Raw genomic sequence first — 21,516 nt, forward strand, 5'->3', positions numbered from 1 at the left:
GAGGATAACGTGATGAGCGGATGCGTGATTACCTATGGCACCTTCGACATGTTCCATATCGGCCATCTCAACCTGCTGCGTCGCCTGGCGGAGATGGGCAGTCGCCTGATCGTGGCGGTGTCGACCGACGAGTTCAACGCCGGCAAGGGCAAGCGTACCCTGATCCCGTTCGAGCAGCGCGCCGAGATCGTGCGCTCGATCCGCTATGTGGATACCGTCATTCCCGAGACCTGCTGGGAGCAGAAGGTCGACGACATTCAGCGCTACGACGTGCACACCTTCGCCATCGGCGACGATTGGCGCGGTCATTTCGACTACCTGTCGCGCTATTGCGAGGTCGTCTACCTGCCCCGTACCGACGGGGTTTCGACCACTGACCTCAAACGCTCGCTGAACCGCTTCAGCAGTGTGTCCCGTGAAGACTTGCTGCGTGCCTTCGACGTGCTCGAGGCGCTGCGCAAGGACTTCGGCTGAAACCGCTGCGGCCATAGGAGGCGGGCAGCCTAGCGGGGCAGAAATGCGCTAAATACGAGATGCGGATATGGACGTGAAATCGGATGGGATTTCCACCTCGAAACACGTAGCGAATATAGCGACGTGCGCCCTAGCGAGCCGGGTCATTTCCTATGACGTTTTCGATACGTTAGTGACGCGCCTGGTAGGTACCCCTTCCGCCGTTTTTCTACTGCTGGGAAGACGGCTCTGCTCCAATGGGTTGATAGAGTGCACACCCGCTGCATTTGCAGAGCATCGTATGGAAGCAGAGCGTCGAGCAAGACGGATCGCTCATCCGCGTGATGTAACCCTTGAAGCGATCTATCGCGAGTTGAGCTTTGCTCTGGAGATGACGGAGAGAGATATCGGGGCGCTGGCCGAGGCTGAGTGTGCGCTTGAGGTCGAGCTGATCCGCGCAATTCCCGAAATGCGCGATCATGTCAAACATGCACGCGTGCGCGGCGATAGGATAGTCTTCCTCTCTGATATGTACCTGGGCTCGGAATTCATACAGGCCCGGTTGGCTGATCTTGGGCTGTTCCGCGAGGGAGACTCATGCTACGTATCATGTGAGATGGAGAAATCGAAGCGGCACGGCGATTCCTTTCTGCATGTGGCTGAGCGTGAAGGGGTATCGCCAGGAATGATATCTCATGTCGGTGACAATTACAGAGCGGATGTATTGGCAGCGCGAAAGTCCGGAGTCCGCCCGGAATATTACAATCATGCGCACCTGAATAGTTATGAAAAAATCCTTGAGAGCTACTCCATCGCCACGGATGGCCTAACGTCAGTGATGGCGGGAGCATCCCGCATGACGCGTCTTTCGGTGAATGCATCCTCTCCGACACAGGCTGCGCTAAGAGACATGTCAGCTGGCGTTATCGCACCGGTACTTGTCGGATATGTCTTGTGGTTGCTGCGGCGTGCAAAACGCCTGGGGCTGCGTAGATTGTACTTCGTTTCGCGAGATGGTCAGGTACTGCTGGACATGGCACGGCGACTGTCCCGGAAAATTCCATATTTTGATATGGAGATGAGATATTTCTACGGGAGTCGCCAGGCGATCCAGTTGGCAGGTTTGCATATCATTGATGATGCAGCACTAGCATGGATCATGCGGAGAACGGGGGAACGCTCCGTCCGAAGCTATCTAGCAAGAGTGGCCCTCGCGCCAGAGGACATACGCGAATCACTGTCAGAGGTAGGGCTCGGCGAGCGCTGCTGGAGTAAGGCCCTTACCGAGAAAGCGCACAAGAAACTGGCCGATCTACTTACGCGGGAAAACCCCTCAGAGATTATTCTGCAGAGAGCTTCTAAAGCCAGGGAGTTGTTGGTGCGATACGCACGGCAAGAGGGTATGCTGGACCCAGGCGAGTGGGGGCTTGTCGATACATGTGGGCGCGGTCAGATGCTGAATACGCTTTCTCGCCTGGTGGTCGAGAAGGGAGCCGTGGCGCCCAAGGCATTTTATTTTCAATTGATGCAGGGTGGCGAGGCCGGAAGCTGCTGCCAACGAGAAGCCTATTTTTGCAACGAAAGCAGCCGGAGTGGATACGTAAAAGTCATTCCAGACCTGACGCGTGTGATCGAAATAGCATGTTGTGGAGACCATGGCTTGGTTCAAGGTTATTCTGTGGCGGAGGGGAAAGTCGTGCCGGTTCTTAAGGCCGAGCGGAATACGGCAGCCATTGATGCAGGGCTGCCGTTATTGAGGCAAGCATGCGCAGCCTTCGTTGATAACCTGTATCTGGACCCAAAGGCCGTATATGTAGGGGCCGACTCGCGAGCCGCTAGTGCGAAATTGATAAGAAAGTTCTGGTATGCGCCAGAGCAGTGGGAAGCTAGAGCTTGGAGTGCAATGCCGATAGAGACGGATCATGCCGGCCTATCTATCAGACCACTTGCTCGTCCATTTACCGCGAGAGATATGATTTCGATGATTCTCAGGCTGCGGCTTCCTTCTCATGGGCGTTTATGGCCTCAGGGGAGTCTGGCGGCAAGTTCGGCTGGTTATACAATTGTCATGAGCTTTGCAACCAAGCTATGCCGTAAATTGAAAGCCATGATTCGACGATGAAAATGATGGCTCATTTTTCCTCGTGCGATACTTTTTTATACGTTAATTTCATCGCCAGGTCTACCAGATTTTCTTGTTTCACGCCGCCTTGAACCTTTTTTTTCAAATTAAAGATCATTGCCGATGAGCGCCGATTGAAGGTTTGTAAGGTCGGTATTAATCCCCCCGCTTCCCCGGTTATGGCTTCCTTGATGATAGAGGAAAATCAAGCTGGAGGCGAATGAAACTCAAGAAGGAAGATGACTTTGGTTTATATAAATCCCAAGGTGGCAGTGCTGGCCAGCAGGTTTCCTGAGCTCTCTGAAACCTTCGTGATGCAGCACGTCGTCGGGCTTCTTGAAAGAGACGTGGATGTCAAGGTGCTGGCGAACAGTGGGGACGCCATGGCCTGGAGTAGCCTAGGCAAGCACGCTTCGGGGATTAGGGAGCGTGTTTGGCATTACCGTATGCCCGTTTCCAAGAGGCAGCGTATCAGAGGCGCTCTTGGCAAGATAATAGCGCATGCAAGACACAAGCAGTGGGATTATTTATCTTCTTTCAATGTCATGGCTTATGGAGGCAAGGCCCTGAGCCTTCACTTTCCCTATGTTTTTGATCAGGCCCTTGCTATCGGCCCCGTCGATATCTTGCACTGTCATTTCGGACCTAACGGTATCCTCGGGGCACACCTGAAACGGCTCGGATTCTGTCGCCAGCTCGTCGTGACCTTCCACGGTATCGATGTGTCCAAAGTGCTCTATCAAGCGGGGAGACACCATCCGTACCGAGTGCTGTTTGAGCATGCGGATCTCATCTTGCCCATCAGCCACCGATGGGAGAAGAAGTTGATCGAATTGGGGGCGCCGGCGGACCGAGTCCAGGTCCACCGCGTGGGTATCGATGTAGATCGCTTCAGGTATCAGGAGCGCCAGCCCAGAGATGGAAGGCTCCGTCTAGCCACGACAGCACGTTTCACTGAAAAGAAGGGGCTGCGATACGCAATTGAGGCGGTGGCACTTCTTCGGCGTACTAGACCGGATTTGTTATTGCGATATGACATTATCGGCAGCGGTACGGAGTGGGACGCTATTAATCAGCTCGTCGACCGTCTTGGAGTCAAGGATTTAGTCAACCTTCACGGACCACGGCCGCACCACGAGGTGGAGACGATGCTCGCTCAGGCCGATGTCTTCATCCTTCCGAGCGTTACGGCGGCGAACGGGGATCAAGAAGGGGTTCCTGTCTCCTTGATGGAAGCCATGGCTTCCGGGATGCCGGTCCTAAGTACTTGGCATAGCGGCATCCCGGAGCTGGTTGAGGATGGAATATCTGGTTTTCTCGTTCCTGAGCGGGATCCCGAAATGCTGGCGGAGCGCATCGCCTACCTGGCTGATCACGCGGAAAGGTGGAGCGAAATGGGCTATTGCGGGCGTGTAAAGGTAGAGGGCGAGTTCAATCTTCTTCAACAGAATGATTCCCTGCTGGCGATATACCATGAACTCTTGTCAAGCCACAAAGGCTCCCCGAGTTCAGGGATCGGCTTCATCGGAAAACATCCGGCCCTCTAGCATGTGAATCTGCAGGGCGGATATAAACCCTGCATGAAGGGAAGGGAGTTCAGTGCTGTGACAATTCTGGTGACCGGTGGGGCTGGCTATATCGGTTCTCATACGGTGCTGACGTTGCTCGAAGCTGGGTATGGGGTAGTGGTGTTGGATAACCTCTGCAACGCCTCTCTGGAATCTCTCCGACGAGTAGAGAGAATGGCGGGGCGCGAGCTTGCCTTTGTGAAAGGAGATGTTTGCGATCAGGCCTGTCTCGATGCGATTTTCGCCGAGTGGGAGATCACGGCTGTTATTCACCTTGCCGGCTTGAAGGCCGTGGAAGAGAGCGTTCAGCAGCCATTGGACTATTACGGAAACAATGTGGGAGGCTCCCTCACCCTGTACCAAGCCATGCGGTCGGCGGGTGTCCATCGGCTGGTGTTCAGTTCATCGGCCACGGTCTATGGCGCTGAGGCACCGGTCCCCTACCGTGAAGATTTTCCCAGAGGGGTGCCCAGCAGTGCTTATGGTGCCTCCAAGGCGATGGTAGAGCAGATGCTCGAAGAGCTATGCAGCGTGGAAAATGCCTGGTCCGTGGTGATGTTGCGCTATTTTAACCCGATAGGAGCTCACGCGAGCGGCCAGATCGGTGAAGATCCCAGGGGTTTCCCCAATAACCTGATGCCCTATATTGCCCAGGTCGCCGCTGGGCGCCGCGAAACGCTGTCGATTTTCGGTGATGACTATCCCACCGTTGACGGCACCTGTGAGCGCGATTACCTGCACGTGATGGATCTGGCGGAGGGGCATGTCGTCGCGATGAAGCATTTGGATCGCACTGGCATACAGTGCTACAACCTGGGTACTGGTCGCCCGGTCTCGGTGCTGCAGATGGTGTCCCGTTTTATTGCCGTGAACGGCGTGGACGTGCCTTACTTGATGGCCCCCCGACGTGCCGGCGATCTACCGGCATTCTGGGCTGATCCCACCAAGGCTTGGAACGAGCTTGGTTGGCGGGCTCGTCGGTGCCTGGATAGCATGGTGCGTGATACCTGGCGCTGGCAGCAGCTCAATCCCGATGGCTACCCGTAAGCGCCGTGCGCCCGCTCTCGCATTTCTCTCCAAGATGAGGCCCCAATAGCACGAGCTGGACTTCGCCTCCGCCATGGCCTGAAGGGCATTTCCCAGCGCTGCTTCGAAGGACGCCGGCAGTCCGCCATAATCTTGCCCGGCCGTTACCGACGGGGCTCGGCCACTTGCCGCCGTGTCATGACCCGGCGCTGAGCAAGAACGCCGAAGCCGCCATCCAGCGATGGCGGCTTCGGCGTTTGTGCAAGGCGAATGTTGGTACTGTTACAGCGGATGTTATATTTTTCACATTCGTGCAGTCTTCCCCTGCGCTGATACCACGACAACCAGATGCGGCGGGTCCTGGCACATCGCCGCCGGCACCAAAGGAAGGAATCCATGACTGCCATCATGAGCCTGGTCGGCATGGCGACACTGATCGTCATCGCTCTCATCTTTTCCACCAACCGTGGGGCCATCCGCCTGCGAACCGTGGGTGGCGCCTTCGCCATCCAGGCCGGGATCGGCGCCTTCGTGCTCTACGTGCCGTTCGGTCAGACGGTGCTGCAGACCATTTCCGCCGGGGTCAGCCAGGTGGTGCTCTACGCCAACGACGGCATCGACTTCCTCTTCGGTGGCCTCGCCGATACCGGCAACATCGGCTTCGTCTTCGCCATCAAGGTGCTGCCGGTGATCATCTTCTTCTCCTCGCTGATCGCCGTGCTCTACTACATCGGCATCATGCAGTGGGTGATCCGCATCCTCGGCGGCGCGCTGCAGAAGGCGCTGGGCACCTCGCGCACCGAGTCGCTATCGGCCACTGCCAACATCTTCGTCGGTCAGACCGAGGCGCCGCTGGTGGTGCGCCCCTTCATCGCCCGCATGACCCCCTCGCAGCTGTTCGCGGTGATGTGCGGCGGGCTGGCCTCGGTGGCGGGCTCGGTGCTGGCCGGCTATGCGGCGCTGGGCATTCCCATGGAGTACCTGGTGGCGGCCTCGTTCATGGCGGCCCCCGGCGGCCTGCTGTTCGCCAAGCTGATCATGCCCGAGACCGAGAAGCCGGTGGACGACGTCGAGGAGGCCAGCGAGGTGATCGAGGCCGAGGACCGGCCGGTCAACGTACTCGACGCGGCGGCGGCGGGGGCCTCGTCCGGGCTGCGCCTGGCCGCCAACGTCGGCGCCATGCTGCTCGCCTTCATCGGGCTGATCGCGCTGATCAACGGCATGCTCGGCGGTGTCGGCGGCTGGGTCGGCTTCGAGCAGCTGAGCCTGGAGCTGATTCTCGGCTGGCTGTTCGCGCCGCTCGCCTTCGTGCTCGGCGTGCCCTGGGCGGAGGCCACCCTGGCCGGCTCCTTCATCGGCCAGAAGCTGGTGGTCAACGAGTTCGTCGCCTACATCAATCTGGCGCCTTACATCGACGGCGACGCGATAGTGACGAATACCGGCCAGGCCATGAGCGGCCACACCATCGCCATTCTCTCCTTTGCCCTGTGCGGCTTCGCCAATCTCTCGTCGATTGCCATCCTGCTCGGCGGCCTGGGCAGCATCGCCCCGAGCCGGCGCCACGACATCGCCCGCTTCGGCGTCAAGGCGGTGCTGGCCGGCACCCTCTCCAACCTGATGTCGGCGGCCATTGCCGGTTTCTTTCTCTCCATCGGCGGGGTGATCTGATGGTCGCCGCCAATTCACTTCGCTTCGACAGGTAACGTCATGACCGAACTGCAGCAGGCCGCGCGCCAGGCCCTGGCGCTGATGGACCTTACCAGCCTCAACGACGACGACAACGATACCGTCATTCGCGAGCTGTGCGCCCGCGCCAACACACCTGCGGGTCATCCGGCGGCGGTGTGCGTCTATCCCGCCTTCGTGTCCACCGCGCGCCAGGCGCTGGCCGAGCAGGGCCTGGCCGGCAAGGTCAAGGTGGCCACGGTGACCAACTTCCCCCACGGCGAGGCCGACGTCGAGCGCGCCGCGGCCGAGACCCGCGCTGCCATTGCCGCCGGCGCCGACGAGGTCGACGTGGTCTTCCCCTACCGCGCGCTGATGGCGGGTGACGCCGAGGTCGGCCGCGAGCTGGTCGAGGCGTGCAAGCGCGAGTGCGGCGACGCCGTGCTCAAGGTGATCCTGGAAACCGGCGAATTGAAGGAGGCGGGGCTGATCGACCGTGCCGGCATGCTGGCCATCGACGGCGGCGCCGACTTCCTCAAGACTTCCACCGGCAAGGTGGCGGTCAACGCTACCCTGGATGCGGCCAAGATCCTGCTCACCGCGATCAAGGCGAGCGGCCGCGACGTGGGCTTCAAGGCCGCCGGCGGGGTGCGCACCGCCGAGGATGCCGCCGCCTACCTGCAGCTCGCCGAGCGGGTGATGGGGGCCGAGTGGATCACGCCGGCGCACTTCCGCTTCGGCGCCTCGGGGCTGCTCGGCAGCCTGCTCGAGACCCTGGGCGTCGAGCAGGACAAGGGCTCGACGGAGGGCTACTGATGACGTTCCGTGCGCTTCCCCAGGAGCTTATCCGCGCCAAGCGCGATGGCCAGGCGCTCTCGCCCGAGGCGATAGGCGAGCTGGTGGGCGGTATCGCGGACGGCAGTCTCTCCGACGCCCAGGTCGGTGCGCTGGCCATGGCGATCTTCCTCAACGGCATGAATGCCGCCGAGACGGTGGCACTGACCGAGGCGGTGCGCGACTCCGGCGAGGTGCTGGCGTGGCGCGGTCTGGGCGAGGGGCTCGACCTGCCGGGGCCGGTACTCGACAAGCACTCCACCGGCGGCGTGGGCGACCTCGTCTCGCTGGTGCTGGGACCCTGGATCGCCGCCTGCGGCGGCTACGTACCGATGGTCTCCGGCCGCGGCCTGGGCCACACCGGCGGCACCCTGGACAAGCTCGAGGCCATTCCCGGCTACGACATCGCCCCCACGCGGCAGCGCTTGCGCACGCTGGTGCGCGAGGCGGGCGTGGCCATCGTCGGCCAGACCGCCGAACTGGCCCCGGCCGACCGGAGGCTCTACGCCATCCGCGACGTCACCGCCACGGTGGAGTCGCTGCCGCTGATCGTCAGCTCGATCCTGGGGAAAAAGCTGGCCTGCGGCCTCGACGCCCTGGTGATGGACGTCAAGAGCGGCAGCGGCGCTTTCATGCCCACCCTCGAGAAATCACGGGAGCTGGCGCAGACTATCGCCGAGGTGGCCAGCCGCGCCGGCACACCGACCACCGCGCTGCTCACCGACATGAGCCAGCCGCTGGCGCCCTGCGCCGGCAACGCCGTCGAGGTACGCGAGGCCATCGACCTGCTCCTCTGCAACAAGCGGGGCGGGCGCCTGCTGGAGGTGACCCGCACGCTTGCCGCCGAGCTGCTGCTGGCCGGCAAGCTGGCCGAGAGCCGCGATGCGGCCCTGGCCCTGCTCGACGAGCGGCTTGCCTCGGGGGCTGCCGCCGAGCGCTTCGCGCGCATGGTGGCGGGGCTGGGAGGTCCTGCCGACCTGCTCGAACGCCCCGAGCGCCATCTACCCCGGGCGCCCGTGGTGCGCCCGGTGCATGCCGCGCGCAGCGGCCGGGTCACACGCATGGACACCCGCGCCGTGGGGCTTGCCGTGGTGACGCTGGGCGGCGGGCGCCGTGCGCCGAGCGATGCCATCGATCATTCCGTTGGCCTGACCGGCATCGCCGCTCTCGGCGACGCCGTCGACGGCGAACGCCCGCTGGCCTGGGTGCATGCGGCAAGCGAGGCCGACGCCGAGCGCGCCGCCAGCCAGCTGCGTGCGGCCATCGAAGTGAACGACGTCGCGCCCGAAGGCGTCGTACTGCCTACACTCATTCAAGACGTGATCCGTCGGGAGGCGCCATGACTCGCGCCATCGTGCTGGTACTCGACTCCTTCGGCATCGGCGCGGCCCCCGATGCCGAGCGCTTCGGCGACGCCGGGGCGGATACGTTGGGCCATATCGCCGCCGCCTGCTCTCGTGGAGAGTGTGACGGTGCCGATCGTCAGGGCTCGCTGGCACTGCCCAACCTGGGCCGGCTGGGGCTGTTCCACGCCCACCGCGAGAGCACCGGCGCCTGGGCCGAGGGCGTCGAGCTGCCGGCCGAAGTGATCGGCGCCTACGGCCACGCCGGGGAGATCTCCTCGGGCAAGGACACCCCTTCGGGCCATTGGGAAATTGCCGGGGTGCCGGTGCGCTTCGACTGGGGCTACTTCCTCGACCGCGAGGAGAGCTTTCCGCCCGAGCTGCTCGCAGCGCTGATCCGCGAGGGCGAGCTGCCCGGCGTGCTGGGCAACTGTCATGCCTCGGGCACCGAGATCATCGCCCGGCTCGGCGAGCAGCACATGGCCAGCGGCAAGCCCATCGTCTATACCTCGGCGGATTCGGTGCTGCAGATCGCTGCCCACGAGGAGTCGTTCGGCCTCGCGCGGCTTCATGCCCTGTGCGAGACCGCCCGGCGCCTGCTCGAGCCCTACAACATCGGCCGGGTGATCGCGCGGCCCTTCGTTGGTCAACACGCCGATGACTTCTCCCGCACCGCCAACCGCCGCGACTACAGCGTCGAGCCGCCTGCGCCCACGGTGCTGCAGAAGCTGTGCGACGACGGCGGCGAGGTGATCGCCATCGGCAAGATCGCCGACATCTACGCCCACTGCGGGGTGACGCGCACGCTCAAGGCCAGCGGCCACGACGCGCTGATGGACGCCACCCTGGCCGCCCTGGACGAGGCCGGCGAGCGCTCGCTGGTCATGACCAACTTCGTCGACTTCGACACCCTCTACGGCCATCGGCGCGACGTGACCGGCTATGCCGCCGCGCTGGAGGCCTTCGACGCGCGGCTGCCCGAGCTGCTGGCCAGACTGCGCGACGGCGACCTGCTGGTGATCACCGCCGACCACGGCTGCGATCCTACCTGGCACGGCACCGACCACACCCGCGAGCGGGTGCCGGTGCTGGCGCTGGGGGCCGGGCTCGCCCCCGGTTCGCTGGGTGCGCGCGACACCTTCGCCGACATCGGCCAGAGCCTGGCGGCGCACCTGGGCCTTCCGCCCATGGCCGACGGCACGAGCTTCATTGGTTTTGACCCTCTCGCTGCATAGGAAACGTGACATGGCGACTCCCCATATCCAGGGCGAACGCGGCATCTTCGCCGACACCGTGCTGATGCCCGGCGACCCGCTGCGCGCCAAGCACATCGCCGAGACCTTTCTCGAGGACGCCCGCGAGGTCACCAGCGTGCGCAACATGCTCGGCTTCACCGGGCGCTACCGCGGCCGCGACATCTCGGTGATGGGCCACGGCATGGGCATCCCCTCGGTCTCCATCTACGCCAAGGAGCTGATCACCGACTATGGCGTGCAGCGCCTCATCCGGGTCGGCTCCTGCGGCGCGGTGCGTGACGACGTGGCGGTGCGCGACGTGGTGATCGGCCTCGGCGCGAGCACCGACTCGGCGGTCAACCGCACCCGCTTCATGGGCCACGACTTCGCCGCCATCGCCGACTTCGAACTGACCCGCCACGCGGTGGATGCCGCCGCGGCCCAGGGCGTGCCGGTGAAGGTGGGCAACCTGTTCTCGGCCGACCTGTTCTACAACCCCCAGGCGGAGCTGTTCACGCTGATGAAGCGCTACGGCATCGTCGGCGTGGAGATGGAGGCGGCGGGACTCTACGGCGTGGCGGCGGAGTTCGGCGGCCGGGCCATGACCATCTGCACCGTCTCCGACCACATCCTCAAGGGCGAGTCGCTGCCCAGCGAGGCCCGCGAGCGCAGCTTCAACGAGATGGTCGAGGTGGCGCTGGACGCGGTACTGCGCGACGACGCGGCGGGGGCGGCATGAGCGACATCGATCCGAGCGTCGTCGGCGCGCTGATCGCGGCGCGCGGCAACGCCTACGCGCCCTATTCGCGGCATCCGGTGGGCGCCATGGTGGAGAGCGAGAGCGGCGCGCGTTACTTCGGCGCCAACGTCGAGGTGGCCCACTACAAGGGAGTGTGCGCGGAAGCCTCGGCCATCGCCGCCATGGTCAGCGCCGGCGAGCGGCGCCTGCGTCACGTCTACGTGATCGGCCCCGGCGAGCACCTGTGCACCCCCTGCGGCGACTGCCGCCAGCGCATCCGCGAGTTCGCCGACGCCGCGACACGCATCCACGTGGTCGACGCCGAGGGCAGGCTGCTCAAGCGCTACACCATGGAGGAACTGCTGCCCGATGCCTTTGGGCCGGAGAATCTGAAACTCACTCCCTGAGTTCGATGCGCTCGAAGTGGGGCGCCAATCGCTTCACCAGCCCGGCCAGCATCGCCCGTGGCGGGGCGTTCTCCACCGGCTGGCAGTAGGCCGGGTCGAGGCACTGGCGGGTGCGGGCCACCTGGATGGCGTAGCGGCGCACGCCGCAGTCGGCCAGGGTCAGTGCCAGGCGCTCCACCTCGGCCAGCGAGAAGTCGCGCCAGTGCACGGTGGTGCGGCATTCGAAGTCGACGCCGCCGTCGAGCAGCGCCATCAGGCTCTGGCTGTTGCGCTGCCAGATGCCGGGGCGCCCGCAGATACGGTCGAAGTCGCCCCCGCGCCCCTTCACGTCGAGCCCCACCCAGTCGAGCCACGGCAGCAGCCGCGAGAGCCGCGCCGGGTAGGTGCCGGCGGTGTGCAAGCCGACCTTGAAGCCCATCGCCTTCACCTCGCGTACCGCCGTCGGCAGGGCGTTGTGCAGCGTCGGCTCGCCGCCGCTGAACACCACAGCCTCGAGCAGCCCCCGGCGGCTCTCCAGGAACTCCCGCACCGCCTGCCACTCGCTCTCGTCGCCGCGCCGCGGCGGCATCATGTGGCCGTTGTGGCAGTAGCCGCAGCGCAGCGGACAGCCCTGCAGGAACACCACGCAGGCCAGGTGATCCGGGTAGTCCAGGGTGGTCATCTGGGTCAGGCCGGCAATGGGCAGGCGGATGCCGTCGAGAAACTCGGGTGAGGACGAGTCGAGGTCGGTGGCGATCATCGGGAAGCTCCTTACCCAGATGTGGGCGCATGCCGGGCGCAGGGCCCGGCCGCTCAGTCGGTCGAATGTCAGGGCGTCAGGGCGGCGGCCCGCTCGGTGAAGTGACGGCGCTCGCGGTGCTCGGAACGCTTGCCGACGTTGAACTGGCTGACCGGGCGGTGGTAGCCCATCACGCGGGTCCAGACCTCGCAGCGCTGGCGTTGTTCGGTGGGCAGGGTGTCGATGTTCGTCATGGTTTGGCTCCTTCCAAAGGGGTGATGACAGCGGTGAAAAAACGCTCAGGCCGGTAGGGCCGCGGCGCGTCTTGCCAGCAGTGCTTCGTCGCACTTGGGGCAGAACTCGTGTTCGCCGGCCAGATAGCCGTGCACCGGGCAGATCGAGAAGGTCGGCGTCACGGTGATGTAGGGCAGGCGGAAGCGCGACAGCGCGGTGTGCACCAGCTTGCGGCAGACGGTGGCGCTGGAGAGCCGCTCGCGCATGTAGAGGTGCAGCACGGTGCCGCCGGTGTAGCGGGTCTGCAGCGGGTCCTGATGGATCAGCGCCTCGAAGGGGTCGTCGGTGTGCCCCACCGGCAGTTGGCTCGAGTTGGTGTAGTAGGGCGCCTCCGGCGTACCGGCCTGCAGAATGCCCGGGAAGCGCTCGGCGTCGGCGCGGGCGAAGCGATAGGTGGTGCCCTCCGCCGGGGTCGCCTCCAGGTTGTAGAGATGGCCGGTCTCGGCCTGGAATTCCTGCATCCTGGCGCGCACGTGGTCGAGCACTTCCAGGGCGAGCTGGCGCCCCTCGGGGGCGGTGATGTCATAGCGGTCGTCGCAGAAGTTGCGCACCATCTCGTTGAGCCCGTTCACGCCCAAGGTGGAGAAGTGGTTGCGCAGGGTGCCCAGGTAGCGCTGGGTATAGGGGTAGAGCCCTTCGTCCATCCACTGCTGGATGCGCTCGCGCTTGAGCTCCAGGCTGTCGCGACCCAGCGCCAGCAGGCGGTCGAGCTCGGTGAACAGGCCCGCCCGATCGCCGGCGAAGCGGTAGCCCAGCCGCGCGCAGTTGAGCGTCACCACGCCCAGCGAGCCGGTCTGCTCGGCGCTGCCGAACAGGCCGTTGCCGCGCTTGAGCAGCTCAGAGAGGTCGAGCTGCAGGCGGCAGCACATGGAGCGCACCATGTGTGGCTCCAGGTCGGAGTTGAGAAAGTTCTGGAAGTAGGGCAGGCCGTACTTGGCGGTCAGTGCGAATAGCCGCTCGGCGTTGTCGCTCTCCCAGTCGAAATCGGGGGTGATGTTGTAGGTGGGGATGGGGAAGGTGAACACCCGTCCCTGGCGGTCGCCGGCCTCCATCACCTCCAGGTAGGCGCGGTTGAGCAGGTCCATCTCCGCCTGCAGCTCGCCGTAGGTGAAGGGCTGCTCCTCGCCGCCGACGATCGGTACCTGATCGCGCAGGTCCGCCGGGCACACCCAGTCGAAGGTGAGGTTGGTGAAGGGCGTCTGGCTGCCCCAGCGCGACGGCACGTTGAGGTTGTAGATGAACTCCTGGATCGCTTGCTTGACGGCCGGATAGTCGAGGCCGTCCTTGCGCACGTAGGGGGCGAGGTAGGTATCGAAGGAGCTGAAGGCCTGGGCGCCGGCCCACTCGTTCTGCAGCGTGCCGAGGAAGTTGACCATCTGCCCCAGGGCGCTGGAAAGGTGGCGCGGCGGGCCGCTCTCGGCGCGCCCGGGCACGCCGTTGAAGCCCTCGATCAGCAGCTGGCGCAGCGACCAGCCGGCGCAGTAGCCGCACAGCATGTCGAGATCGTGGATGTGCAGGTCGCCCTCGCGGTGGGCGGTGCCGACCTCGGCCGGGTAGACCTCGTCGAGCCAATAATTGGCGATCAGCTTGCCCGAGACGTTGAGGATCAGCCCGCCCAGGGAGTAGCCCTGGTTGGCGTTGGCGTGCACGCGCCAGTCGGCGCGTTCGAGGTACTCGTTGACGGTCGAGGCGACGTCGATGCGGCGCGGGCCGGCCTGGCTTGTGGGGGCGTTCACCGTAATCTCCCTATATGTGCTGCCGTTTGGTGTTTTCAACCACAACATATGGTGTTTGAAGGCTAGTGCCTTCGGCAGCGGGAGAACATGACCCAGGTCAGAAAAAGTCCAGTTGAAAACTTGAGGAACGACGAGCCCCGCCGGCTGGCGGGGCTCGAAGACGGCCGCAAAGGCGCTCATGGCGGGCGGTTCAGCCGGCGGGCAGCCGGCTGTTGTCCATGCCCGGGCGACCGTGCCAGTAGCCATCGCACACCTCGGCCTCGACCAGGCTGAGCGGATCGGCGGCGGGCAGCTCGCCGCGGCGGGCGGCGTCGAAGGCGGCGACCACCTCGGCCATGCCCTCGGCGCGGGGGCTCAGGCGCGCCACGCCCACGCCCATCGCGGTCATGTCCTTGATCTCGTGGCGCAGGTCCTGGCAGGCGCCGGAGAGGGTCTGGATGCCGTTCAGGGTGAACACTTCCTTGGATTCCTGGGAGCGCAGTGCCAGGCCCTCGGGGTACTTCTGGCACACGAACATGCAGCGGTCCTTGGGCTTCTGGTGGCGCCGTGCGGTGAAGCAACGCGACGACCAGGCCAGCGGCAGGTGACCGTAGGCGAACACCTCGCAGGGCGCATCGAGCCCCTCGGCGGTGCAGTCGGCTAGCAGCCGGGCGAGATCGTCACGCGACATCTCCACCGGCGCCTGCCAGCGCTGCATGCCGGCCCGCGCCATCACGCCGATGGAAGCCGGGTTGTAGAGGTTCAGCGCCGCCCCGGCAACGAAGGGCAGGCCGGCGGCGGCCAGGCGTTGCAGGGCGCTCTGGTCGTTGGCCTCGACCATGAACTCGCCGTTGTCGCACAGCTTGCGCAGGTCGCGCAGGTCGGCCTCGGACTCGATCAGGGTCTGGCTCGCCAGCACCACCTGCTTGCCGCTCTGGGCCAGCTCGCGGCCGATGCCGAGCCAGTCGTCGAGCTTCATGTCGCGGCGGCGCGAGCAGACGGATTCGCCCAGGGTGACGATCTCCACCGGCCAGTCGGCGGCCTCGCGGTAGAAGTCGGCGTAGCGCTCGCGGGTCCAGTAGAACAGCACCGGGCCCAGGGCGAGCTGCAGGGAATCGGATGACATGAAACCTCCTATTTCCAGCGGCGTTCATAGGCGCCCAGGGTGGTGGTGGCGCCCTCGGAGACCTCGCCGAGGCCGGCCATCCAGGCAGGGTCGGGGTGGAAGCGCTCCGGCGCGCGCTCCAGGCGGTCCAGCGCCTGGCGCCAGATGCCGGCGACCTTCGACACGTAGGCGGGGCTGCGCTGGCGGCCCTCGATCTTCACCGCGCTGATGCCCAGCTCGCGCAGCTCCGGCAGCAGCTCCAGGGTGTTGAGGCTGGTGGGCTCCTCGATGGCGTGGTAGGTCTCGCCGCCGACCTCGAAGCGCCCCTTGCACAGGGTGGGGTAGCCGGCCCGCTCGCCGTCGCCGTAGCGGTCGATCAGTACGCCGTTGAGGCGCGACTCGAGGCCTTGCGGGGTCTCCTCCCAGCGCACGTGGGCCGCCGGCGAGCAGACCCCGCGGGTATTGGGCGACTCGCCGGTGAGGTACGACGACAGGTAGCAGCGCCCCTCGGCCATGATGCACAGGCTGCCGAAGGCGAACACCTCGAGCTCCACCGGGCTCTGCTTGGCCAGGTCGCGCACCTGGGTGATGGAGAGCACCCGCGGCAGCACGGCGCGCTTGATGCCGAACTGGTCGTGGTAGAAGCGCAGCGCCTCGTGGCTGGTGGCGGAGCCCTGCACCGAGAGGTGGCGGGGGAGCTCCGGATAGCGACGGGCGGCATAGTCGAGCAGGCCCATGTCGGCCATGATCAGGGCGTCGACGCCGAGCTCGGCGGCCTGGTCCACGGCGCGGGTCCACTGGGCCCAGCCGTCGGGCTGCGGATAGGTGTTGATGGCGCAGAACACCCGCTTGTCCCGGGCATGGGCGTAGTCGATGCCTTCGCGGGCGCGCTTGTCGGTGAAGTTCAAGCCGGCGAACTGCCGGGCGTTGGTGGCGTTCTGGAAGCCGAAGTAGACGGCATCGGCGCCTTCATCCACCGCCCGTTTCAGGGCCGGCAGGTTGCCGGCCGGGCAGACGAGCTCCATGTCGCTCTCCTCGCAGTCTGGGGAAACCCGACCATGCTAGTCGACTACGACAGAGCGGCTTTTGATGAGGGTCATGCAGAAGCGGGATAGCCCTGGCTCATAGCCCTGATTCATAGCCCTATCCTGTGAGCCCGGTGGGTGAAGAAGATCCCGCTCGGCGACTGGGCGGGCAGCCTGGCCAGCTCTTCGAAGGTGCGGGTGTCGTAGACCACGACCTGGTTGCTGTCCCGGGCCGAGATCCAGATGTGCTCGCCGCGGGGGGTGAACTCCTTGTGCAGGATCGAGGCGCCCGGCTCCAGGGTCCGGATCACCTCGTGGGTCTGGGTGTCGATGACCTGCACCTTGTCGTTGAGCGGGTGGGCGAAGGTGACCCACACCTGACGCTCGTCGGGGCGGCTCATGACGAAGATCGGCTGGCCGTGCACTTCGATGCGGTTGGTGAGCGACCAGTCGCGGGTATCGGCCACCAGCACCTCGTTGCGCCCCACGGCGGGGAAGAAGGCCTGGTCGCCGGCCATGGCCCAGCCCTCCAGGTGGGGCATCTTGTACACCGGCAGGCGCTGCTCGCCCTGGCCGTAGTCGGGCAGGATGCGCTGCACGCCGTTCTCCGGATGCCACAGGTCGAGCAGGGCCATGCCGTCCTCGCCGAACAGGCCGGCGATGTAGTAGCGGCCGTTGGCGGTGATCAGGGCGTCGTAGGGCATGCTGCCCACATCGCGGTACTGGGTCAGCTCGGGCTCGTCCTGCGACATGTCCAGGGTCCAGATCTCGCCGGCCTCGAACAGGCTGAAGACGAACACGTTGCCCGGCACGTCCACCACCCCCACCACCTTGGCCTGGGCCGTGCTGCCGTCCGGTCGCCGATAGGTGGCCGGCACGTCGATGACCAGCTCCATGGTCTCGGTGTCGAACACTTTGACCCCGCCCGGCTCGTAGTTGCCCACCGCCACGAAGCGGCCGTCCTGGGAGATGGCGCCGCCGATGCTGTTACCACCCTGGATGATGCGCCCGTCGATCTCGCCGGTGAGCAGGTCGAGCCGGGTCAGGCCGCCGTCGCGGCCGAAGACGAAGGCGTAACGCGCGTCGCGGGTGAATTTCACCGAGGCGTGGGAGAGATCGCCGAAGCCTTCCACATGACGCAGCACCTGCCTTGCGCTGGTGTCGACCAGCGCCACGCTGCCGGTGGCGCGCTCGATCACCACGCCGAGGTCGCCGGTACCGCGCAGCTCCCCGTTCAGGGCGGGGGGCTCGGCCAGCGCCTGACCGGCGGTCAGCAGAGCCAGGGCGCTGCCGGCCAGCAGCGTTTTCAGCGAGTGTGGAATAGCCATGAGCAGTCTCCGGATCAGTCTTGTTGCAGCGTTTTCAGGCGGTTGTCGGTACGCAGATGCTCCGCCAGCCAGCGTGCCTCGGCGTCGCTGAGCAGGGCCTTCCAGCCCGGCATGGCGCTGCCGGGAATGCCGTACTGGATGATGTGGGCGAGCGCCTCGACGCTGAAGCCTTCCATGCGGTCGCGGGGCATTGCCGGCCCCAGTCCGCCGCGCAGGGTCATGCCGTGGCACGAGCCGCAGTCCTGATAGAGCAGGGTTTCCAGCTCGGTCTGGCGCTGCGGGTCGACGTCATCCGCGTGAGGCTCCGCCATGGCGATGCCTGGGAGCACTAGAGCAAGGAGTAACAGCAGGGCCGGCAGGTGCATGGAAAGCCTCACGATGCAGCCAAAGGAAAGCGTTTGCCGCACCGGCAACGGGGTGCGGCGTTCACGCAGTGTTGCGCTCCGGTCACGCCGTTGTTTTGACGAACGTCAATGCCGCGGCAAGTAGCGGTTTCCAGGATGCTGAAAAGGTACTTTGGAAATGCCTCTTTTGACTTGCGTCAACGGCAGCGTCGATGACCGCTTTCCGATCTGATGTCGCATGTAAGATACCGCTTAAGATCATGCTTCCTTCGGCCTGCCGGGACACTGCCCATGGCTGCACTCGACTCACTCGACTCACTCGACCGTCGCCTCATCGATGCCTATCAGCGCGGCCTGCCGCTCTGCGAACGGCCCTTTGCGGCCATGGCCGAGCGTCTGGGAGCGAGCGAGGCGGAGGTGATCGAGCGTCTTCAGCGGTTGCAACAGGGCCAGGTGCTGAGCCGGGTCGGGCCGGTGTTCGACCATGCCCGGGCCGGCGCCAGCCTGCTGGCGGCAGTGGCGGTGCCCGAGGCCGAGCGCGACCGGGTCGCGGAGGTGATCAACCGCTCGCCGGGGGTCAACCACAACTATGCTCGTGAGCCCCTGGCTCGTGAAACCCAGGCGCGTGAACACGATTTCAACCTGTGGTTCGTGATGACCGCCGCCGACGAGCTGCAGCTCGAAGCGCGGCTGGAAGCCCTGGAAGCGGAGCTGGGCGTGCCGCTGCTGCGCCTGCCGATGGTCGAGGGTTATCACATCGATCTCGGCTTCCCGATTCCCTGGGCCGAGCTGGAGGCGTCATGAGCCGCGCGTCGCTTGATCAGGTCGGCCACTGCCCGGGGGCATCCCCTCAGCGGTTGCGTTCGTTGCTCGAGCGTGGCCTGCCGCTGACCGAACGCCCCTGGCAGGCGCTGGCCGAGCAGTGCGGCATGAGCGAAGGCGAGGTGCTGGCCTGGGTCGGGCGCTGGCAGCGGGAAGGCCTGATCAAGCGCCTGGGCCTGGTGGTCCGGCATCACGCCTTGGGCATGCGCGCCAACGCCATGGTGGTGTGGGACCTGCCCGATGCCGCCGTGGCCGAGGTCGGGCGGCGGCTGGCCGCGGAGCCCGCCGTGACACTCTGCTATCGCCGCCCGCGGCGCCTGCCCGACTGGCCCTACAACCTGTTCTGCATGATCCATGGCAGCCGGCGCGAGCGGGTGCTGAAGGCGCTCGATGGCATCGTCGAACGACACGGCCTGCACGATACCCCTCACCGCGTGCTGTTCAGCCTCAAGGCCTACAAGCAGTGCGGCGGTCGCTATACCCGGGAGAAGCAGTCATGAGCGTCGTACACCGCCACCGGCCCGAACCGGCCGAACTCGACGATGCCGACCGGCGCATCGTCAACCGCCTGCAGGACGGACTGCCGCTGGTCGAGCGCCCCTATGCCGCGGTGGCTGCCGAGCTCGACCTCTCCGAAGGCGAGCTGCTCTACCGTCTCGAGCGGCTGCTGGAGGATGGCGTGCTGAGCCGCTTCGGCCCCATGTACCACGCCGAGCGGCTGGGTGGCGGCCTGACTCTGGCGGCGCTGGAAGTGCCGGAAGCCGATTACGAGCGAGTCACCGCGGCGGTCAACGCCTTTCCCGAGGTGGCCCACAACTACCGTCGCGAGCATCGCCTCAACATGTGGTTCGTGCTGGCCACCGAGACCCCCGAGCGCATCGGCGAGACCATCGCGGCGATCGAGGCCGCCACCGGCCTTGCGGTGTTCAACATGCCCAAGCAGGAGGAATTCCATGTCCGTCTCCACCTGCCCGTCTGAGCCGCTGGCCGAAGATGCCGGCGCGAACGGCCTCGATGCCATCGACCGCGCCATCGTCTTGGCCACTCAGGCCGGCCTGCCGCTGGTACCGGACCCCTGGGGAGCGGTGGGCAAGTCGCTCGGTCTGGCCGGTGAAGAGGTTCGCGCGCGCCTGCATCGCATGCAGCAGAGCGGCGTGATTCGCCGCATCGCCGCGGTTCCCAACCACTATCGGCTGGGCTACGTGGCCAACGGCATGACCGTATGGGACGTGGACGATGCCCACATCGATCGCCTGGGGCGCGAAGTGGCCGCCATTCCCGGCGTGAGCCACTGCTACCGGCGCCCACGCCATCTTCCCGAGTGGCCCTACAACCTGTTCGTGATGCTGCACGGCAAGAGCCAGGCCGAGGTCGAGCGCCAGGCCGAAGCGCTGCGCGAGAGGCTCGGCGAGGCCTGCCGCGACCATCGCATCCTGTACAGCTCCCGCATTCTCAAGAAGACCGGTCTGCGCCTCGCGCGCCGACCCGGTCCGCCGCGCTGAAGCCTGCGCCGCGCCAGAGGAGGTCCGCATGTTCCGCGTCACCCGCTACGTCAAATCGCTGCTCGAACCCACGCCCCAAGGCGTCGGTACCGGCGCCTCACCGCCCAAGCCCCCCGGCCCGGTGGTGATCTGGAACCTGATCCGGCGCTGCAACCTGACCTGCAAGCACTGCTACACCGTCTCGGCGGACATCGACTTCAAGGGCGAGCTCTCCACCGACGAGGTCTTCGGTGTGCTCGACGACTTGAAGCGCTTCCGCGTACCGGCGCTGATCCTCTCCGGCGGCGAGCCGCTGATGCGGCCTGACATCTTCGAGATCTCCCGGCGTGCCAAGCAGCTCGGCATCTATACCGGGCTCTCCACCAACGGCACCCTGATCGACGAGAGCAACATCGCGCAGATCGCCGAGTGCGGCTACGACTACGTGGGCATCAGCATCGACGGCCTCGAGGCCACTCACGACGAGTTCCGCCGCCGTCAGGGGGCGTTTCGCGAGTCGATGCATGCGGTCAAGCTGTGCAAGCAGCACGGCATCAAGGTGGGGCTGCGCTTCACCCTGACCCAGCAGAACTACGAGCAGCTCGACGACATCCTGGCGCTGATCGACGAGCACGACGTCGACAAGTTCTACCTCTCGCACCTCAACTACGGCGGGCGCGGCCATCGTCACCGCAAGCAGGACGCCTGGTACCAGATGACCCGCGACGCCATGACCCGGCTGTTCGACCACTGCCGGGCCGAACTCGAGCGCGGCGTCGAGCGCGAGTACGTCACCGGCAACAACGACGCCGACGGCCCCTTCCTGCTGATGTGGGCGCGCCAGCACTTCCCCGACCGGGTCGAGGCGCTGGAGCGGCGCCTGACCCACTGGGGCGGCAACGCCTCGGGCGAGTACATCGCCAACATCGACAACCTGGGTACCGTGCACCCGGACACCTTCTGGTGGGACCACGCCATCGGCAACGTGCGCCAGCGGCCGTTCTCGGAGATCTGGCGCGACAGCCAGGACGCCTTGATGCAGGGCTTTCGCCAGCGTCCGCGTCCGCTCAAGGGGCGCTGCGCCGAGTGTCGCTACCTTGCCATCTGCAACGGCAATACCCGGGTACGGGCGTGGAAGGTCACCGGCGACCCCTGGGAGGAAGACCCCGGCTGCTACCTCAGCAATGAGGAGATCGGGGTAGAAGAAGACCGCCAGCGGCGCGTGGCCGCCCCCTTCAACACGATTCAGGCCGTCGAGCTGTAGGCCTCGGAACACGAAAAAAAGACCGTTT

At 65.3% G+C, this 21,516-nt stretch carries 22 protein-coding genes; 15 read left to right on the forward strand and 7 right to left on the reverse strand.

Going from position 1 to position 21,516, the window contains the following annotated elements; genetic code table 11:
* Positions 1-12 precede the first annotated feature (12 nt).
* From C4S71_RS12245 to cdd, 10 genes are all read left to right on the forward strand, one after another.
* Entirely contained in the window at positions 13-474 is a 462-nt protein-coding gene (locus C4S71_RS12245) for an adenylyltransferase/cytidyltransferase family protein (protein ID WP_103969305.1), read from the forward strand.
* Positions 475-541: 67 nt separating this feature from the next.
* Positions 542-2,575, forward strand: coding sequence for an HAD family hydrolase (locus tag C4S71_RS22305; RefSeq protein WP_235014352.1), 2,034 nt, complete (start codon positions 542-544; stop codon positions 2,573-2,575).
* 239 nt (positions 2,576-2,814) lie between these two features.
* Complete coding sequence (locus C4S71_RS12255; RefSeq protein WP_103969307.1) at positions 2,815-4,122, forward strand: glycosyltransferase; 1,308 nt, start codon at positions 2,815-2,817, stop codon at positions 4,120-4,122.
* Positions 4,123-4,179: 57 nt separating this feature from the next.
* Positions 4,180-5,190: a UDP-glucose 4-epimerase GalE gene (galE, locus tag C4S71_RS12260; protein WP_103969308.1), complete on the forward strand. Its 1,011-nt coding sequence runs from the start codon at positions 4,180-4,182 to the stop codon at positions 5,188-5,190.
* Between the two features lie 375 nt (positions 5,191-5,565).
* Positions 5,566-6,837, forward strand: coding sequence for a NupC/NupG family nucleoside CNT transporter (locus C4S71_RS12265; RefSeq protein ID WP_086510575.1), 1,272 nt, complete (start codon positions 5,566-5,568; stop codon positions 6,835-6,837).
* Between the two features lie 39 nt (positions 6,838-6,876).
* Positions 6,877-7,650 carry a deoxyribose-phosphate aldolase gene (gene deoC, locus C4S71_RS12270; protein WP_103969309.1) on the forward strand — a complete coding sequence of 258 codons (774 nt, stop codon included), beginning with the start codon at positions 6,877-6,879 and terminating at the stop codon, positions 7,648-7,650.
* A complete protein-coding gene (gene deoA / locus C4S71_RS12275) occupies positions 7,650-9,011 on the forward strand; it encodes a thymidine phosphorylase (RefSeq protein WP_103969310.1) in 1,362 nt (453 codons plus the stop codon). The genes deoC and deoA overlap by 1 nt, the downstream gene beginning before the upstream one ends.
* The gene (locus C4S71_RS12280) at positions 9,008-10,246 is read left to right on the forward strand and encodes a phosphopentomutase (protein WP_086510572.1); all 1,239 of its coding nucleotides are present in this window, start codon (positions 9,008-9,010) and stop codon (positions 10,244-10,246) included. Before deoA ends, C4S71_RS12280 begins: the two co-directional genes overlap by 4 nt.
* 10 nt (positions 10,247-10,256) lie before the next feature.
* On the forward strand, positions 10,257-10,985 hold the full coding sequence (deoD, locus tag C4S71_RS12285) for a purine-nucleoside phosphorylase (protein ID WP_103969311.1): 729 nt from the start codon (positions 10,257-10,259) through the stop codon (positions 10,983-10,985).
* A complete protein-coding gene (cdd, locus tag C4S71_RS12290; protein WP_086510570.1) occupies positions 10,982-11,392 on the forward strand; it encodes a cytidine deaminase in 411 nt (136 codons plus the stop codon). Before deoD ends, cdd begins: the two co-directional genes overlap by 4 nt.
* On the opposite strand, the gene C4S71_RS12295 is transcribed toward cdd, so the two are convergent.
* The 7 genes from C4S71_RS12295 to C4S71_RS12325 all read right to left on the reverse strand — a co-directional run bounded on the left by C4S71_RS12295 (position 11,382) and on the right by C4S71_RS12325 (position 17,888).
* The gene (locus C4S71_RS12295; protein ID WP_103969312.1) at positions 11,382-12,131 is read right to left on the reverse strand and encodes an anaerobic ribonucleoside-triphosphate reductase activating protein; all 750 of its coding nucleotides are present in this window, start codon (positions 12,129-12,131) and stop codon (positions 11,382-11,384) included. The genes cdd and C4S71_RS12295 overlap by 11 nt on opposite strands.
* A 68-nt stretch (positions 12,132-12,199) precedes the next feature.
* A complete protein-coding gene (gene nrdD, locus C4S71_RS12300) occupies positions 12,200-12,364 on the reverse strand; it encodes an anaerobic ribonucleoside-triphosphate reductase (RefSeq protein WP_066447604.1) in 165 nt (54 codons plus the stop codon).
* Between the two features lie 45 nt (positions 12,365-12,409).
* The gene (locus tag C4S71_RS12305; protein ID WP_103969313.1) at positions 12,410-14,140 is read right to left on the reverse strand and encodes a ribonucleoside triphosphate reductase; all 1,731 of its coding nucleotides are present in this window, start codon (positions 14,138-14,140) and stop codon (positions 12,410-12,412) included.
* A gap of 190 nt (positions 14,141-14,330) precedes the next feature.
* Positions 14,331-15,245 (reverse strand): U32 family peptidase, encoded by a 915-nt coding sequence (locus tag C4S71_RS12310; protein ID WP_103969314.1) that lies wholly within the window; start codon positions 15,243-15,245, stop codon positions 14,331-14,333.
* An 8-nt stretch (positions 15,246-15,253) separates the two neighbouring features.
* Positions 15,254-16,249, reverse strand: a complete 996-nt coding sequence (ubiU, locus tag C4S71_RS12315; RefSeq protein ID WP_103969315.1) for a ubiquinone anaerobic biosynthesis protein UbiU — start codon at positions 16,247-16,249, stop codon at positions 15,254-15,256.
* A gap of 110 nt (positions 16,250-16,359) precedes the next feature.
* Positions 16,360-17,577 (reverse strand): cytochrome D1 domain-containing protein, encoded by a 1,218-nt coding sequence (locus C4S71_RS12320; protein ID WP_103969316.1) that lies wholly within the window; start codon positions 17,575-17,577, stop codon positions 16,360-16,362.
* A gap of 14 nt (positions 17,578-17,591) precedes the next feature.
* The gene (locus tag C4S71_RS12325) at positions 17,592-17,888 is read right to left on the reverse strand and encodes a c-type cytochrome (RefSeq protein ID WP_103969352.1); all 297 of its coding nucleotides are present in this window, start codon (positions 17,886-17,888) and stop codon (positions 17,592-17,594) included.
* A gap of 324 nt (positions 17,889-18,212) precedes the next feature.
* Between C4S71_RS12325 and C4S71_RS22490 the strand changes: the two genes are divergently transcribed.
* From C4S71_RS22490 to nirJ, 5 genes are read left to right on the forward strand one after another with little or no spacing between them, the layout of a single operon-like run.
* Positions 18,213-18,725, forward strand: a complete 513-nt coding sequence (locus tag C4S71_RS22490; protein WP_160113384.1) for an Lrp/AsnC family transcriptional regulator — start codon at positions 18,213-18,215, stop codon at positions 18,723-18,725.
* Positions 18,722-19,243, forward strand: coding sequence for a siroheme decarboxylase subunit beta (ahbB, locus tag C4S71_RS22495; protein WP_160113385.1), 522 nt, complete (start codon positions 18,722-18,724; stop codon positions 19,241-19,243). Before C4S71_RS22490 ends, ahbB (C4S71_RS22495) begins: the two co-directional genes overlap by 4 nt.
* Positions 19,240-19,722 (forward strand): Lrp/AsnC family transcriptional regulator, encoded by a 483-nt coding sequence (locus C4S71_RS12335; protein ID WP_103969317.1) that lies wholly within the window; start codon positions 19,240-19,242, stop codon positions 19,720-19,722. The genes ahbB (C4S71_RS22495) and C4S71_RS12335 overlap by 4 nt, the downstream gene beginning before the upstream one ends.
* Positions 19,697-20,245, forward strand: a complete 549-nt coding sequence (gene ahbB / locus C4S71_RS12340) for a siroheme decarboxylase subunit beta (protein WP_103969318.1) — start codon at positions 19,697-19,699, stop codon at positions 20,243-20,245. The genes C4S71_RS12335 and ahbB (C4S71_RS12340) overlap by 26 nt, the downstream gene beginning before the upstream one ends.
* 28 nt (positions 20,246-20,273) lie before the next feature.
* A complete protein-coding gene (gene nirJ / locus C4S71_RS12345; protein WP_103969319.1) occupies positions 20,274-21,488 on the forward strand; it encodes a heme d1 biosynthesis radical SAM protein NirJ in 1,215 nt (404 codons plus the stop codon).
* Positions 21,489-21,516 lie beyond the last annotated feature (28 nt).

The sequence above is a fragment of the Billgrantia desiderata genome (assembly GCF_900108215.1).
Taxonomy (GTDB): domain Bacteria; phylum Pseudomonadota; class Gammaproteobacteria; order Pseudomonadales; family Halomonadaceae; genus Halomonas; species Halomonas desiderata.